This is a genomic window from Psychrobacter sp. FME13 (assembly GCF_014861395.1).
GTDB lineage: Bacteria > Pseudomonadota > Gammaproteobacteria > Pseudomonadales > Moraxellaceae > Psychrobacter.
On the sequence record NZ_RRYV01000061.1, the window covers coordinates 1 to 17,348 of the forward strand.

The 17,348-nt window shown below is 45.0% G+C and carries 15 protein-coding genes; 5 read left to right on the forward strand and 10 right to left on the reverse strand.

Translation table 11 applies throughout. From position 1 onward, the window contains the following. Positions 1-282: 282 nt before the first annotated feature. The 7 genes from glmS to hisF all read right to left on the reverse strand — a co-directional run bounded on the left by glmS (position 283) and on the right by hisF (position 8,233). A complete protein-coding gene (gene glmS, locus EI164_RS08925; protein WP_192519626.1) occupies positions 283-2,127 on the reverse strand; it encodes a glutamine--fructose-6-phosphate transaminase (isomerizing) in 1,845 nt (614 codons plus the stop codon). Between the two features lie 212 nt (positions 2,128-2,339). Beyond that, positions 2,340-3,716: a bifunctional UDP-N-acetylglucosamine diphosphorylase/glucosamine-1-phosphate N-acetyltransferase GlmU gene (gene glmU / locus EI164_RS08930; RefSeq protein ID WP_192519627.1), complete on the reverse strand. Its 1,377-nt coding sequence runs from the start codon at positions 3,714-3,716 to the stop codon at positions 2,340-2,342. Between the two features lie 201 nt (positions 3,717-3,917). Then, the gene (locus tag EI164_RS08935; RefSeq protein WP_192519628.1) at positions 3,918-4,499 is read right to left on the reverse strand and encodes a phosphatidylglycerophosphatase A; all 582 of its coding nucleotides are present in this window, start codon (positions 4,497-4,499) and stop codon (positions 3,918-3,920) included. 3 nt (positions 4,500-4,502) lie between these two features. After that, on the reverse strand, positions 4,503-5,558 hold the full coding sequence (thiL, locus tag EI164_RS08940; RefSeq protein ID WP_192519629.1) for a thiamine-phosphate kinase: 1,056 nt from the start codon (positions 5,556-5,558) through the stop codon (positions 4,503-4,505). A 2-nt stretch (positions 5,559-5,560) separates the two neighbouring features. Beyond that, complete coding sequence (gene nusB, locus EI164_RS08945; RefSeq protein ID WP_225739195.1) at positions 5,561-6,403, reverse strand: transcription antitermination factor NusB; 843 nt, start codon at positions 6,401-6,403, stop codon at positions 5,561-5,563. 298 nt (positions 6,404-6,701) lie between these two features. Beyond that, positions 6,702-7,223, reverse strand: coding sequence for a 6,7-dimethyl-8-ribityllumazine synthase (ribE, locus tag EI164_RS08950; protein WP_192519630.1), 522 nt, complete (start codon positions 7,221-7,223; stop codon positions 6,702-6,704). A 227-nt stretch (positions 7,224-7,450) separates the two neighbouring features. After that, positions 7,451-8,233 (reverse strand): imidazole glycerol phosphate synthase subunit HisF, encoded by a 783-nt coding sequence (gene hisF / locus EI164_RS08955; RefSeq protein ID WP_192519631.1) that lies wholly within the window; start codon positions 8,231-8,233, stop codon positions 7,451-7,453. A 190-nt stretch (positions 8,234-8,423) separates the two neighbouring features. Here hisF and EI164_RS08960 point away from each other — a divergent pair, with 190 nt between their 5' ends. From EI164_RS08960 to EI164_RS08970, 3 genes are all read left to right on the forward strand, one after another. Continuing rightward, positions 8,424-9,590 (forward strand): homoserine kinase, encoded by a 1,167-nt coding sequence (locus EI164_RS08960; RefSeq protein WP_192519632.1) that lies wholly within the window; start codon positions 8,424-8,426, stop codon positions 9,588-9,590. A 74-nt stretch (positions 9,591-9,664) separates the two neighbouring features. Then, positions 9,665-9,952: a hypothetical protein gene (locus EI164_RS08965; protein ID WP_225739196.1), complete on the forward strand. Its 288-nt coding sequence runs from the start codon at positions 9,665-9,667 to the stop codon at positions 9,950-9,952. Then, on the forward strand, positions 9,953-10,861 hold the full coding sequence (locus tag EI164_RS08970) for a class II glutamine amidotransferase (RefSeq protein ID WP_192519633.1): 909 nt from the start codon (positions 9,953-9,955) through the stop codon (positions 10,859-10,861). It abuts the gene before it with no gap. A 24-nt stretch (positions 10,862-10,885) separates the two neighbouring features. On the opposite strand, the gene EI164_RS08975 is transcribed toward EI164_RS08970, so the two are convergent. Continuing rightward, on the reverse strand, positions 10,886-11,440 hold the full coding sequence (locus EI164_RS08975; RefSeq protein WP_192519634.1) for a YchJ family protein: 555 nt from the start codon (positions 11,438-11,440) through the stop codon (positions 10,886-10,888). A gap of 190 nt (positions 11,441-11,630) precedes the next feature. Then, a complete protein-coding gene (locus EI164_RS08980; protein ID WP_192519635.1) occupies positions 11,631-12,347 on the reverse strand; it encodes a metal-dependent hydrolase in 717 nt (238 codons plus the stop codon). A gap of 127 nt (positions 12,348-12,474) precedes the next feature. On the opposite strand from EI164_RS08980, the gene EI164_RS08985 reads away from it, so the two are divergent. Continuing rightward, a complete protein-coding gene (locus EI164_RS08985; protein ID WP_192519636.1) occupies positions 12,475-13,485 on the forward strand; it encodes a DUF3025 domain-containing protein in 1,011 nt (336 codons plus the stop codon). A gap of 288 nt (positions 13,486-13,773) precedes the next feature. Beyond that, positions 13,774-16,611 (forward strand): aconitate hydratase AcnA, encoded by a 2,838-nt coding sequence (gene acnA / locus EI164_RS08990; protein WP_192519637.1) that lies wholly within the window; start codon positions 13,774-13,776, stop codon positions 16,609-16,611. 191 nt (positions 16,612-16,802) lie between these two features. Here acnA and EI164_RS08995 read toward each other — a convergent pair. Next, on the reverse strand, positions 16,803-17,348 hold a 546-nt coding region (locus EI164_RS08995), incomplete at its 5' end, for a hypothetical protein (RefSeq protein ID WP_225739197.1).

Here is a 17,348-nt window from a genome sequence, read left to right on the forward strand (position 1 = left end):
TAGGCTTAGATGTGTATAGCTCATGGTTGCAATCTCACTTTGGTCGGTGGATAAAAACTTTGATGCTAGCGCATCTAGGTCTTTTTTTCACCTTGCATTTGGTATTGCACTTCATGTGTTAATCTAAGGAGCATAAAAAACCCCTGCTACTGTTTTACTAAATAGTAGCAGGGGTTAATACATGAGCCAATAGGATGATACTTTATTACTCAGGATGAAACTATATTACTTAGTATGCATCTTTATTACTCTAGTACAATTTCTGTCATTTTTTAAGCTAAATTATTCTACCGTGACACTCTTGGCCAGATTTCTGGGCTGATCGACATCCGTACCACGCATGACGGCGACATGGTAGGACAGCAGCTGTACAGGGATGCTATAAACAATAGGGGCTAACGTCTCACAGACATCGGGCACGTAGACGACATGTAAGCGATCTTCTGCAACCATCTTGCTTGATTCACCAGCGAATACAAACAACTCACCATGGCGGGCATGAACCTCTTGCATGTTGGCTTTGAGCTTGTCATACATGCTGTCTTTTGGTGCCAGCACGACGATGGGCATGTCTTTATCGACGAGTGCTAATGGACCGTGTTTGAGCTCACCGGCAGCATAGCCTTCGGCATGAATGTAAGAAATTTCTTTAAGCTTGAGTGCGCCTTCTAGTGCAATAGGGAACTGTAATCCGCGACCTAAGAACAGGCAGCTTTTTTTGTCCTCAAAGCGCTCACTCATGGTATTGATTGAGGCATCAAGGTTCAAGCTGGCATGTAGCTGACCAGGTAGTCGTTGTATCTCTGCAAGCATCGTGCTCAAACGCTCACCAGTCATGCGCTGCTGTACGTCACCAACTTTGAGCACTAATAGCATTAGAGCAATAAGCTGCGCAGTAAAGGCTTTGGTCGAAGCGACACCGATTTCGGGTCCTGCGAGCGTCGGTAAAAAGATATCTGTTTCGCGTACCAGTGATGAGGTAGGGACGTTACACAATGCTAAGCTGACCAGACCTGTTGGCGTATGCTTTTGAATATCACGGAGCGCAGACAGGGTGTCAGCCGTTTCACCAGATTGAGAAATACAGATAACTAATGTGTTATCAACCACGACTGGGTTGCGATAACGGAACTCACTCGCGACTTCAACTGAACAAGGAATACGGTTTAGGCTCTCAAACCAGTATTTTGCGACCAGCCCTGAGTGATAGCTGGTGCCACAAGCGATAACTTGTACATTACGAACACCCGATAGCTGCGCTTCGTGACGCTGCAAAAAATCATCGCGTAACTTAGAGGTTTCACTCTTGTCGACGGCCATCTCAATCGTACGAGCGACGGCATCTGGCTGCTCATAGATTTCCTTGAGCATATAATGCTTAAATTCACCTTTATCGGCATTGTGTTGTGCCGCATCAATTTCATGAACTTGTCGTTTGACCTCGACACCATCAGCATAAACTTGAATCGTTTTGCGAGTTAGTCTGGCGATATCACCTTCTTCTAAATACATAAAACGGTTGGTAACTGGCAACAGTGCCAACTGATCTGATGCGATGAAGTTTTCGCCGATACCCACACCGATCACTAGCGGTGAGCCCAGGCGCACCGTAATCAGCTCATCTGGACAGTCAATATGTACGACACCAAGGGCAAATGCACCATGTAATAACGGAATAACCTTGCGCACAGCCTCTAATAGATCTGATGTGTCTTGATAAATGTCATTAATGAGATGCGCAACCACCTCGGTATCTGTCTGTGAGGTAAACTCATAGCCTTTCGCGATGAGATCTTCTTTGAGTTCAGCATAGTTTTCGACGATACCGTTATGTACGACAGCGACTTTACCTGAGATGTGTGGATGGGCATTACGCTGCGCAGGTTCGCCATGAGTTGCCCAGCGAGTATGAGCAATACCGATATGACCGTCGAAAAACTCAGGGTTTACGGCGACTGCATTGACCAATTCTTGTACCTTACCGACTTGGCGTTCACGATGTAGCTCACCATTACGGATGACAGTCAAGCCCGCAGAATCATAGCCTCTGTATTCCAGACGTTTAAGACCTTCGAGTAAGATGTTGGCGATATTACGTTCAGCAACTGCCCCTACAATTCCGCACATGGCTATTCCTTAAGTTTGATTTTTGATGTTTTTAGGTGTTTTTAGATTGTCACTTTTCTATATATAGCTGCTGTATCCATCAATAATATGGTTGACTGGTAAGCCATTCACTTTATAGCGCTATAAATATAATTAAGCAGCACCACAAAAATTGTCGCGCTGCTTAAGTGTGTTCAAGAATACGATGATTGACCTAATTTTTAACAAAGCGACTATTTTTTAGTAGGTCGTTGAAAGTCATTTTTCTGCGTTTGCCGAGCGCGACCAAAAGCCAATGCGCTAGCATCCACGTTTTTAGTAATGACAGAGCCAGCTGCAACCGTCGCTGTATCACCAATCGTCACTGGCGCTACCAAGCTGGCATTTGAGCCGATAAAGGCATTGTCTTCAATGGTGGTTTGCGACTTGTTGGCACCATCATAATTACAAGTAATCACGCCAGCACCTATATTGACACCCGTTCCGACGGTGGCATCGCCGACGTAGCTTAAGTGGTTTACCTTGCTACCGTGACCGATGGTTGATTTTTTGATTTCGACAAAATTACCAATTTTACTGTTATCAGACAATACGGTCTCAGGACGCAGGTGGGCAAATGGGCCAATATCGACACCAGCACCGACCTCGGCATGATCAATAACGCAGTATGGCTTGATATAGCAGGCATTGCCCAGCTGTGAGTGTTTAATAACACAGCCTGCCTCAATATAGACATTGTCTCCCAAGGTGCAGTCACCCTCGAATACGACGCCAACATCGATAAACACGTCTTGACCTGCCGTTAGCGTACCACGGATATCGACACGGGTAGGATCGGCGAACTGTACGCCAGCTTCTTGTAAGTCAGCGACTATTTTGCCCTGCCAAGTTCGTTCTAGACTGGCTAGCTGTTGGCGATTATTGACGCCTTCAATCTCAAAGGTATGCTCAGGCTCAATCGCGGCAATCGTAATACCATCAGCGACGGCCATTTTGACAATATCGGTCAGATAGTATTCTTGTTGTGCGTTGTCGTTAGAGAGCTTAGGTAGGTATTTGTGAAGTAGGGCATTATCGACGCAGTAAATACCGCTATTAATTTCTCGAATCTGCTGCTCGTCAGTATCGGCATCTTTTTGTTCAACGATGGCCATGATGTTACCGACGTGATCTCGTTTGATACGACCCAAACCAAATGGATTGTCCACTGTCAACGTCAGCATAGACATACCGTTGGTGTTTGCCGATCTCAAGGCGGCTAACGTCTGAGCACTTACCAAAGGCACATCACCATATAGAATCAAACTTTGTCCGTCTTTTGGCAAGTCAGACAGCGTCACTTTTACCGCATGTCCAGTGCCCAGTTGTTCTGTCTGGGCCACCCAAGTGATGGATGACTGTGAGTATTGGTCAGTAATTTCTGACTTCACTTGCTCGCCGCCAAAACCATGAACGACGATGGTCTCATCAACCGTCATTTTATGACAAGTATCTAGTACATGGCCTAATAACGATTTACCAGCCAATGTCTGAAGCACTTTTGGCTTAGCCGACTGCATACGCGTGCCTTTACCGGCAGCGAGGATGATTACAGAGAGAGGAGAAGTCATAATAACCTTATAAATGTAACAAATTATAATACCTGAGTATAACGCAAATATTTGTTCAGAAAAATACGGTAATGTGCAGGCTTTGTAAATTATATTCAATAATTAGCATATAAGGTAGTAAAAGTACATATAAACCCAAAAAATCTGTCAGATTTATACCTTATGTCTATTAGGACATCTCCTAAACATACTGTATTTTCATTAAAAAGGTAGGATAAGCATCACAAGCACCCACACGATCGCCGCCATAATACCAGCGATAATATCGTCGAGCATGATACCCAGACCACCAGCGACTTTTTTGTCCGCCCAGCCAATTGGTGGCGGTTTGATGATGTCAAAGAACCGGAATAGAACAAAGGCAATCAGGATGGCAATGATAGAAGAGGGTTGTGAGATGTGTTGCCAAAAATTCGTGTCGGCCGCGCCCATATAAGACAAAGGTAGCAGCGTAATCCAGATACCCGCCCATTCATCCCAAACGATATGCGGGTTATCATGCCCGCCCATCAGATCCGATGTGCGACCGCATATCTCGTTACCAACCAGACAGGACAGAATGGTAATAATTAGGAATGGCACGAAGCCCAGGCTTAGCAGTGGTATGGCGGCGATTAAGCCACCAACGGTTCCCCAAGTACCAGGAGCACGGCGGGGTAGACCACTGCCCAAACCAAGCCCAAGCCAATAGACCACACGGTCAATCGAGGTGGCGTTTTCTGGTAGCGGTGGGCAATCATTGGCTTTACGAATATCGGGTTTAGAGAGATCGTGATCAGTCATGGGTCAACCTGCAAAATGTTGGTAACCAGTAAGATTGGGCCATGTGGTAAATGGTGCTGGATTTATTGGCGTAATAGGCTGCCCTTGATAATAAAGCGTAGGACGTAAAGGAGTCGCACTGCCTGCCTGATTGGATAGAGCCGTGTTGGATAGCGAAGTATCAGGCAGCGCAACCACTTCACCGATACAAGTCACTAGCGTGTCGCTGCTATTGATAGGTGGCGTGATATGAGGCGGCAAGGTAAATGCCAATTCGTAATCATCACCGCCTGTTAATTGGCATAGCACGCGCTCAGATAAATCAATGGTAGCGAGTGAGTGACTGGCTGGCAAGTGCTCTACGTTTAGGCGTATGCCGACCGCGCTTTGTTGACATATATGCCCTAAATCTTGATACAAACCATCAGAGATATCTATCATCGCTGTTGCGCCCACTTTGGCTAACTCAGCGCCCAAAGTGACACGCGGTGTGGGCATATGTAATCTATGAGCCAGCTCGATACCTTGAGCGTTGTTGGGATGCAATAGCGCATAATTGGCATCACCAAGTGTCCCTGATACATAGACCTTATCACCCACTTGCGCGCCTGAGCGATACACGGCTGGCGTATCTGCGGCTAGCAGTCCTTGCGCACTGACACTCAGCACTAAGTTATCACTGCGTGTGGTGTCGCCACCAATCAACGTCACACCAAATAGCTGGCAGGCATGGAACAGACCTTTGGCAAATTCGGTGAGCCATTTCTCATGGGCAAGTCTATGTGGTAACGCTAATGCCAATAAAATACTATGCGGGGTTGCGCCCATCGCAGCGATGTCTGAGACATTGACAGCGACAGTTTTATAACCAATCGCAAATGCCAATTCGTTGATTTGTTGCCAGTCAGCGCTAAAATGCCGACCTTGAACCAATGTGTCAATACAGCTGACCAAGCGTGCGCCCACAGGCAGTGCTGTCACCGCTGCATCATCACCAATGCCTTTTTCGACATAGTCTGATAATGGCTGCTTGGCCTGCATTTGGACGAATATACGCTCAATCAGCTCAAATTCATTCATAGTTAGTCTTGGTTTTTGGCATCGTCAGCGTTTTTCTTGTTCGCTTTAAAGTTACTGATATTTGCACTGGCTTTACTCGCGCTATTGCGTTTAACACTGGCGTTATTTGCACTGATACGTGGCTTGTTTGAAGCGGTTGGTTTGTCTTCAATTGATTCCAAATCGACACTACTATCTACTTCAGTAGTTGTCTTTACGACAGGTTTAGCAGAGGCTTTTTGTGAAGTGCGTGAGTTGGCTTTGCTGTCTGATGCCACTTCAGTTGCACGTAGTTCAACCGCCATCTTGTCTAATACTGCATTAATCAGTTTATGGGCGTCAGTGGCACCGAAGTGATTATTCAGTTTCATCGCCTCATCTAGAACGACTTTATATGGAATCTCTAAACGGTTTTTAAGCTCGTAAGCACCAATCAACAAAATAGCGTGTTCAACCGTGTCTAACTTATTGATGTCGCGATCCAAATGCTGAGTAATGAGCGCATCTAAATCTTCGATTTGCTCTGGAATATCACGCATCATTTCGTGATAATAGCCAATGTGTACGGTATGCATCGCATTGGTCGCGCGCGTACGGGCTGCGATATCATGGGGGGCATTGGCTTTCCAACCAAGCTTGCCATCTATATCAAAACGGCGATCTGTGACCAACCATTCATATAGGCCTTGCATGGCAAAACGGCGTGCTTTGCGGATAGCAGTGTGACTGGTCTTATAAGAAGACTCATTCATATCGAAGGTTTGATCACCCGCACTGCTGCTCGCTATACGGGTAGCTTCCGCTTGTTGATCATTGGTTTGTGCGGTTTTTGCAGCATTAATGGCGTGTTTGAGTTGGTCGGTCATAAGGGGTCAATACCTGAGTTTTGAGATAGAATGTTAAATAGTGGTCGGCTGGTACGTATTACCAGTCAGTTTTGGAGCTTGGTTTAAATGCTGAAGCTAAGCACTTAAGTTCAGTACTTAAGCTAAATACTTAAATTAAGTGCTGAGGTTAAATATTTAATTTAAGCATTTGAGTTAAACACTTAAGTTAAATATTTAATGTAACTAATCAGGGCTATAGCAATAACCCCAATTAAATTCATAAACAGTATGGTTCTGTATCTGTCTAGTCTGCATCTCTATTTAGAGAGCAACAAAATTACGCGTCATCGATATCATCATCAATATCTAGCTGTGACAGCACGGCAAGCATTTCTATTACCACCATCGCCGCTTCTGAGCCTTTGTTACCAGCTTTGGTACCAGCACGTTCAATCGCTTGCTCGATGCTATCAGTGGTTAATACGCCGTTTGCGACTGGGATATTGTAATCCATCGCGACAGCGCTTAAACCTTTGGCTGATTCGTTTGCAACAAAATCAAAATGCGGCGTGCTACCACGGATAATCGCGCCCAAAGCAACAATGGCATCAAAGCGATCAGACTCAGCAGCGCGCTGGGCAACCAATGGTAATTCAAAGGCACCAGGCACACGAACAACAGTAATATTGCTGCCTAATACGCCATGACGAAGCAATGCATCGATAGCACCATCTACTAATGACTCAACGACAAAACCATTGAAACGACCGACCACGATACCGATACGGACGTCTTTGTTTTGATGTAGGTTGCCATCGATATGGGTCACATCATTGCGCTGCTGTTGTAAATTTGACATAAAAAATCCTTTGCCTAATGGGCTTTTAATATAAATATAGGAGTAAGTATAAATGAGCGATTAACTATAATAGATACGTTCAAATAATAAGTTTGATTATTTGGCTTGTTAATTAACCATGGTAATCAATCGCTGTAGTCAACGACGCCAGCAGTTAATTGAACAAAAATAAGTGGTTAGCGCTATGATAACATTTTTTTCTGTTTTATTTGTGTTTTACAAGCGTACTAAAGACGCATTTGTATACCTTGCGCTGCCATATATTCTTTGGCTTCTTGCACTGTGTACTCACCAAAGTGAAATATGCTGGCGGCAAGCACTGCATCGACACCGCCTTCTAGTACACCTTCGGCCAAGTGTTGTAAGTTACCAACACCGCCCGAGGCGATAACAGGTATGTTCACTTGATTGGTGATTTGTTTCATTAATGCTAAGTCATAGCCTTTTTTGGTGCCATCGCCGTCCATTGAGGTGACCAATAATTCACCTGCACCCAGATCAGTCATCTTTTTGGCCCAAGCCACCGCATCAATCCCCGTTGGCTTACGACCACCGTGAGTGAAGATTTCCCAACGTGGTACGATAATGCCATTCACATTGATATCAGCGACGCGTTTGGCATCGATAGCCACGACGATGCATTGGTTACCGAATTTCTGCGCGGCTTCGCCAACGAACTCCGGAGTAAACACGGCGGCTGAGTTAATCGCCACTTTATCTGCGCCAGCATTGAGCAAGTTGCGGATATCTGCGATTTTACGCACGCCACCGCCGACGGTGAGCGGGACGAATACGGTCTCGGCCATACGCTCGACAGTATGATAAGTAGTGTCACGCTCATCGTTGGTCGCCGTAATGTCCAAAAAAGTAATCTCATCAGCGCCTTGTTCATTGTAGCGTTTGGCCACTTCGACAGGATCGCCTGCGTCTTTGATATCGACAAATTGTACGCCTTTGACCACACGGCCGTTGTCCACGTCCAAACAAGGGATGATACGCTTTGCTAACATAGGGTCTTTCACCTTATAATCAATTCATTCTATAGGCGCTAGTCTAGCAAAAACCCCGCCGTTTCAGGCAGGTTTTCGTAAGATTATTATGCTTTTCGCCATAGTTTGCTTATACGCGTTACAATTACTGTGATTGCCGCTTAAATTTATTTTATTTAACTTTTTATTTAATTGCCAAAAGTGAGATGTCATGTCCGTCTATACCCAGTTAACCGATGACCAGTTTGCCGCCTTTTGCCAAAGCTTTGGCGTATCATTTGTGCGTGCCATTCCGATTACCCAAGGCATAAAAAACTCAAACTGGTTTATTCAAACAACTGACGATGTAGATGGTGCATACTCTTACGTGTTGACGTTATTTGAAGAGCGTCCACCCGCTGATATCGAAAAAATGGCGATTATCCTCAATCAATTAGATGGCAAGCTACCGGTAGCCGCGCCATTGGCTGTGATTGAATCTGATACCGCTGATGCTAATACAAACAGTGAGAACAGCTATGTTATTCATTACGAAAACAAAGCAATCACCTTGGTTCCCTGTCTAGCTGGCTCGCATCCTGAGCAAACCACGCCAGCGATGTGTCATGATATCGGTGCAGCACTAGCGATGCTGCATGAAACATTGCAAGCGCTACAGCCTGCTGAGCAATATGGCGTGCCTTTATATCCATGGAGCGATGTACGTGACCGTGAAATGCAGTTTATGCCAGGTGATGAAGCCAAGTTGATGAGTGATATTTGGCAGTCTTACCGCAATTTACCGCTTGAAACTTTGCCAAAAGGCTTATGTCATTTGGATATGTTTGCTGACAACACGCTATGGAACTTACAAAAAGGTGAGGAGCAATTAACGGGCTTGTTAGATTTTACCGAAGTCAGTGTCGAACATTATGTGATGGATATTGCCATTACTATCAATGACTTTTGTACGACTTGGGGCGATGCCGAGCAAGATGAACGAGTTCATTTTGATCGTAGTAAAATGGTAGCGTTTTTACAGGGGTATGAAGCCAAGCGCGCAATGAGCGAAGATGAAAAACGTGCGCTACCTGTAATGCTAGCAAAAGCGGCAGTGATTTTTTGGTTATTGCGTCTAAATGTGATTCATTACAACCGTACCGAAGGGCGTACAGGCGATAATATCATGGTCAAAAACCCTGACTTGATGAAACGTTTGGCCGCTTACCATTGGGCGCATGTCGAAAAATCGCAAAATACGGTATTTGTATTATTAAATAAGCAGGACAATCAAATTGTCGGTGTGTTTAGCAACATCACGCAAGCCGAGCAAGCGCAGGACACATTAAATAGTAGTGAGTCTGCTATCAAAGAATATAAGCTAGATCAATTACCGTAAGTATTACTGATTCACTTATTTTTGTACCAGCATCCAGTACTAAAATTTAGCACCAAAACCTCAGAGGTGAACCCATGACTGATCAAGTTGATAACTGGCACAAACTGGCACGCTTTGATACCAATATGCAGGGCGAGTTGCATGCCAATTTGCTGAGAAATAACAACATTACGGTATCGATGCAAGCGTTAAGTAGTATCCCAGGCATGAACTCAGGCGCGGTGCTATGGGTACAAGATACGGATTTAGCAGAAGCTCAGCGTATTTTGGATACCATACCAACTGATGGTGCAGCGCTGCTTGATGAAATGAGTGATGCTGACTTTGATGCGCTCAATAATAACAATGGTGGTAACGATTAAATGTGTCAACTCTTAGGAATGAACTGTAATACTCCAACGGATATTGGCTTTAGCTTTGCAGGGTTTCGCAAGCGTGGCGGCATGACGGACAGTCATGAAGATGGTTTTGGTATTGCGTTCTTTGAGCGTAGTGACTGTGTGAATAATGACGAAACGGTAAATGATTCAACGGGGCTGCGTTTGTTTCATGACAATCGCCCAAGCCATTTGTCACCAGTCGCTGATTTGGTCAATAACTACCCAATCAAAGCCATGAACGTCATTGCGCATATTCGTAAAGCGACGCAAGGACAGAACTGCTTGGCCAATACCCATCCGTTTGTGCGTGAGGTATGGGGTGAGCAGTGGGTGTTTGCGCACAACGGTCAGATGAATAGCGAGTTCATTAAACGCTGTCAGCGTCTGCAGGACAATGGCAATGCCTCACATTGTCAGCCCGTCGGCTCAACTGACTCAGAGATGGCCTTTTGTTATTTGGTTAATCGCCTAAAGAGCAGCTTTAAGTCGCGTCCTGACGACAAGACATTGTTTAACTTTTTGACCACACAATGCCGTTATCTATCTGCTAATGGACTATTTAATTGTTTGATATCAAATGGCAAGTGGCAGCTGGCTTATGCGGGTAGTTTATTGTTTTATCTTACGCGTAAAGCGCCATTTGGTGAAGCAAAACTGGCTGATGATGATATGGCGATTAACTTTGGTGATGTGACCACAGATACGGACAAAGTCACTATTTTGGTCACCGTACCATTGACTGAAAATGAGAAGTGGCAACAGTTAGCGGTAAATGAGTGCCTAATATTTCAAGATGGTGATGTCATTTATCAAGACAGTCCAAGCCAGCGCAAGTTTTTGACGATTGATGAAGGGATTGCGATTGCACGCGCGGTCGGGGCGAGTGTTTAGGAAGTGATAAACATCTGATACTATTTAAATGTAACCTCCACAACACCGCTTAAACTTCTCACCAGACCCGCAAATACACGGTTGCTTTTGCGTGATAGTCATCGCAACCGTCGGATCTAAAAAGTACCAGCGCGCATCGTTATCAGCCTTGCTTTTTACCTTTACAAAGGCAGATAGCTCATGATGCGTCTGTAATTCATTTGGCGTCTTAAAATAGGCTTTAAACTCAACTTGCGCGTGCCGTTTACCAAGCTTTGGGGTGTGTTTTACAATCTCTAGTCCTGCCCAGTCCGTTTCTTTTGCCCAACTCTCAATCGACTGTACGTCAAGTAATGCTTGCTGTGCAGGTACGGTGGTTTTTACAATGTAATCTGGTTTTACCAACACAAATGCACTATAGCGCGACCGCATGAGCCGCTCGGCTGTCTCTGCGCTCATACCATCTACCTGATCAATTTTGTCATTATAAAAAGCATCATGATAAGGCTGACAGCAGTCTTGATAGGATAGTGGCGTTGAGCCTACCGATGTTGATGCTGGATTGATTTGGCAAGGGCAAGTCTGTAGGGAAGGTTGCATATTTTACTCAAGGTTTTTTCGGGATTTGGTTCTGTAGTTTATATAGTTAGTCCTAAATAAAAGAGATATAACCATACGATACGGGTTAAATTTGTCTTGCTTGCTGTGCCTACGCAGACAGAGGCTGCGCAAATCTAATCCGTATAGCTGCATTTATTTTATAGTGGATTGACTATAACATTGTCAGATTTTAACGCCGCATACTCTCTATCATATCAGGCAGCATACCGACTTTGAGCTGTGCCCAAGGTGCTGGATCACGTAGCTGTTGCCAAAAAGGCTCAAAAGGCGGGGCAACATACAGCAGCAACAAAAGGATAATGTACAGTAGACAGTACCACCATTTATCATCATGCTGATAAAACTTCATCGCAGTACCTGATGAGCGCTTCATTTTCATATTGGATAAGTTAACGCTATAAAGCTCATCTAGGGTTAAATGTACCATAGCCCCACCAAATAAAAACAAACCATAAAACCAGCTGGTCGTTAGTGGCAACTGTAGTACAAAATAATTGAGATAAGTTAATCCCAGTCCGAGTATTGCCATATAAGGAACGGAGTGAATCACACCGCGATGCACCGTCATATTGGTGAATACATAAAATACCACATAGCGCATAAAGCCATAGCCTACCAGCCATAACGCCATCAATGATAATAAACTCAGTTCACTGCGCCAATGCATGACTAAACCAAAGGCGAAAATAAACGAAGTAATGTTGAACCCAAGCTTAATCGGTGTTGAATTATCCGAATCCAAGTCTGGTAACAACCCACCGATGGTGCCAAGTGCCACGCACACTAAAAACCCCGAGTCATTGATCAATCCAGCTTTATAAACCGTTAGACTCGCCGTGCCACTGACCATAAATGCAACGTTCAAGTGGGTGTTGAAATTTGCCATAAAAACTCATTTATCCATCGCGCTCAAAAAGACCTTTTGAGCGGCTCATCTAGTCGTAAAAAAGGGCACCATGATACCATAGCCCGCTCATACGTTTAATATAGACAACCCTTAAGAGAAAGCGTTTATGCCCACTAATGATTTACCTGTCATTCTTGACTCTGATGTCCGTGTTGAGAGCGCTACCGTGCTTGATAAAGACTTTGCCGAGATTGATTGGCAATCACCATGGATGTGTCACCTTAACCAACTGAGTAGTATCAGTGAAACCATTCAAAATCTAAGCACAATAGCAGCACCAAAAAATGAAATAGCAGGTGCGGTGATTGAGGAGCCGCTAATAGATGTCATCGCTGATATATTAAATACTGCGATTAATCGGCAGAGGAAAGAGACGCAGGGCTTTCTACCTACTACCAAGCCGACTGAAGACAATCAAGTGCAAGCTTTAAAGTTTGTCTCGCAGGATGCGCTACCTGAAGGTGAGGCGTATGAAAGTTTTATTGCAACGACTGGTAATATTCCGACGCGTGATAATTTACATGATTTATTTAACGGCAGTATTTGGCTGACGTTTCCGAAGACTAAGGCATTGCTCAATTATTATCATATGTTAGAGATAGCAGCACAAGGAGTCAGTGAGCGTCGAGGGCGTGTGCGAGATACTATCACTGTATTTGATGAAAATGGCGCCGTGCTCGTCACGGTAGATCCAAATATCGGCGAAGCGCTGATTGACTTTAATTGGCAGGCAAGTTTGGTGGTGCCACGCGCTCAATGGGACAATCCAAAACAACCAAGTTCGAGTGCTCAAGCCGCAGTCTATATCTTTGGTCATGCCTTACTTGAGCAACTGATACATCCACGCAAACCTCTATGCGCTCACAGCATTGTCATTCATGTTTCACAAGCGTTCTTTGCCTTATCATTAGCTGAGCGTATGAGCCGCTTGGATAATAAGGTTGCCGAATATATGAATACATTATTATCAAACGATGACGTCAAACCGCAACAGCTTGCACCACTGCCTATTTTAGGTGTGCCACACTTTTGGTCAGACAATATTGATCCGCGCTTTTACGATGATAACTATGTGTTTCGCAGTGGTCGTCGCAAAAAAATAATGAATGCAAAGTAATAAGGGCGATAGACAGCAGTGAGTATCTAAGCCTTTATTACGTTTACGATTGTGCCACGATTTGACTACGTCTAGGCGTTAACAAAGGCCGACATCTTTGTTATGGTAAAAGAACGTTATTGTTGAATCTAAGGTTTGAATTTATGCATCAGATTCCAAGTAACGATTGTCTCCAACAAACAATTATCTCTAACAAACAATGATGAAGGATTTATCTAGCCACCAATTATCAGCATAAGCGTTAAACCGTTTATGTTCAGGATATATAACAATGATAAGGAAGCTACTATGAGCGATATTTTTGATGTAAAAGACACGATTACGGTCGATGGCAAGGAACATGCCTACTACAGCCTACCAAAGCTGACCGAAACCTATGAGCATATCAAAACGCTGCCATTCTGCATGAAAATCGTATTAGAAAACCTACTACGTAACGAAGATGGCGGTCAGTCTGTAGGCAAAAACCATATCGAAGCGGTTGCTAACTGGGATGCAGGTGCTGAGGCGTCAAAAGAGATTGCCTTTATGCCAGCGCGTGTGGTCTTGCAGGATTTCACTGGTGTGCCTTCAGTGGTTGATTTGGCTGCGATGCGTGATGCCGTGGTCGAGCTTGGCGGTAATGCTGAGCAGATCAATCCATTTATTCCTAGTGAGCTGGTCGTTGACCACTCTGTACAGGTCGATGCTTATGGCCGCGAGGACGCGCTTGATCTCAACGAAAAGATTGAATTCAAACGCAACAACGAGCGTTATGAGTTCCTACATTGGGGGCGTAACGCCTTTGAAAACTTCGTTGTCGTACCGCCAGCAACGGGTATCGTGCATCAGGTCAACCTTGAGTATTTAGCACGTGTGGTTATGGCCGCAGATGTCGATGGCGAGCTGACAGCCTATCCTGACACCGTCTTCGGTACAGACAGTCACACCACTATGATTAATGGTATCGGGGTGCTTGGTTGGGGCGTGGGCGGTATCGAAGCGGAAGCGGCGATGCTCGGTCAACCTTCATCGATGCTGATTCCACAAGTGGTCGGATTTGAGCTGACAGGTAAGCTGACCGAAGGCGTCACGGCAACTGATTTGGTACTGCGTGTGGTTGAGATGCTGCGCGCACATGGCGTGGTCGGTAAGTTCGTTGAGTTTTATGGTGAGGGCTTACACAGTATGCCGCTTGCGGATCGCGCGACCATTGCCAATATGTCACCAGAGTACGGTGCGACATGTGGTATTTTCCCAATTGATCAAATGGCGATTGATTACCTGCGTCTATCAGGTCGTGATGAAGCACAGATTGAGTTGGTCGAACAGTATGCCAAGGCGCAAGGCCTATGGCACGATGCCGATACACCAGCGGCGACTTATTCGAGTAAGTTAGAGCTGGATTTATCTTCTGTACAACCAGCATTGGCTGGCCCCAATCTGCCACAGCAGCGTATTAACCTGTCTGATATGCATGAGAAGTTTGGCGAAACGCTAGAGAAGATGAACAAAGACCGTAAAATAGAAGCGGATGGTAAAATACGCTTTGATCAAGAAGGCGGCGAGCAAGAGCAAGCAGATGATTTGGCTGCTGAACCACAGATAGAAGTCGATACAAGTGATGACAATCTTCAGCATGCTCCGGCAAATAACGTCTTTTCGACTGTCAGTATCGATGATAAGCAGCACAAATTGAGAGATGGGTCGGTAGTTATTGCCGCCATTACTTCTTGTACCAATACCTCAAACCCAGCAGTAATGATTGGTGCGGGTTTGGTCGCCAAAAAAGCAGCGGCCAAAGGTCTAAAAGCCAAACCATGGGTCAAGACTTCACTGGCTCCAGGCTCAAAAGTGGTGACAGATTATCTAGAAAAAACCCATTTGATGGATGAGTTAGAAAAAACAGGCTTCTACCTAGTAGGTTATGGTTGTACAACTTGTATCGGTAATTCAGGACCACTGCCTGAGGCTATTGAGAAAGGCATTGAAGAAAACGACTTGGTCGCTGCTGCGGTGCTATCAGGTAACCGTAACTTTGAAGGTCGTATTCACTCACATGTGAAGGCCAGTTATTTGGCATCACCACCGCTAGTGGTAGCTTATGCATTGGCAGGTACGGTCGATATTGATCTAACGACCCATCCACTAGCACAAGACCAAGACGGCAATGATGTCTACTTAAAAGACATTTGGCCGACCTCTGATGAGATCAATGAGTTGATTGCCAATAACATCGATGCTGATATGTTCCGCAAAAACTACGGCGAAGTGTTTGACGGCAGTGCCGCGTGGAATGCGATTAGCTCAGCAGATAGCCAGTTGTATCCGTGGAGCGAGGAGTCAACTTACATCAAGAACCCACCGTTTTTTGATGGTATGACCATGGAGCCAGAAGGTATTCCTGATATCCAAGGTGCACGTATCCTAGGTCTGTTCGGTGACTCGATCACCACCGATCATATCTCACCAGCGGGTAATATCGACCCGGACTCACCAGCAGGTAAATACTTGCAGGAGCGTGGTGTGATGGAAGCAGACTTTAACAGCTATGGCTCACGTCGCGGTAACGATGCCGTTATGACTCGTGGTACTTTTGCCAACATCCGTATCAAAAACACTATGATGGGCGGTAAAGAGGGCGGTTACACCTATTATTTCAATGGTGATAGTGCAACGCTCCAAGACGGCGAAGAAATGCCCATTTATGACGCAGCGATGAAGTACAAAGAAGACAAGCGTCCGTTAGTCGTGCTCGGCGGAGCAGAGTACGGCTCTGGTTCCAGCCGCGACTGGGCAGCCAAAGGTACGATTTTACTCGGCGTAAAAGCCGTATTAACCAGCTCATTCGAGCGTATTCACCGCTCAAACCTAGTGGGTATGGGCGTATTGCCGTTGACCTTTAAAGACGGTGAAAATGCAGCTACTTATAAGTTGGATGGTTCGGAAGTATTGAGCATCACAGGTTTAGACAATGGCGAGAGCAAAACGGCCAACGTTACGGCCACTCGTGCCGATGGTTCTACCGAGAACTTTGAGGTCAATGTTATATTACAAACGCCAAAAGAGCGTGAATACGTGCGCCATGGCGGTGTATTGCACTATGTACTACGTCAACTGGCTGCTGAGAGTAAAGACGCAGGCTAGTGAGGTAATAGACTTAGCATGGTAAAAAGCCCAATCCCTATAAAGTAGGGGATTGGGCTTTTTTATTAAGTAACCGGGTGTTATATCGGTATAGTTGCGTTCAGATAACTTCGACACAAGGAAACTGGGTGCAGGCTATATATTAGTATGGCCAGCGGATATGACGATATAGCCGATCTATACAAATGAGTCTAATTGACGTTTGAATATAACTGATCTCTTACTACAACCAGTGCCGACAGAGCGGCTTGTTCATTGGGTTGTTCTGGTAAAGGGCTTTTTTCAAATGCCTCTAAAATCTTAGCACTCAATTGATCTGCTTGAGTCAAAATCGAATTATACTCTCGTGCACCTGATTTAATATTGAGTAGTTCGTCACGATTAGGGCGTTTGACGATTACTTTTCCAGTCATTGCAATATCGTACGCCACCTCAAGCAGACGAATCGTATGCATCATATTTTTGGCATCGTATTCTTTAGCATGAGTCATAGTAGCTTGATAGCGTGATTCATTACGATTAGCAACCCACTGCCAGTATTCCTTATAATCGCGACAATACTTACTATAGCCTTGTTCATTAAATGATAGATAAGCGATAGGTGTCATTCCTAGAGGAATAGTGCTTAGGCGTAGCTGAGTAGCATCGACATGTTGATATAAGCCTGAAAAACCTAGCCCACCTGAACCGCCCCGAGATTGTCGGAGACTCAACTTTCTGAGAGAATACGACAATGA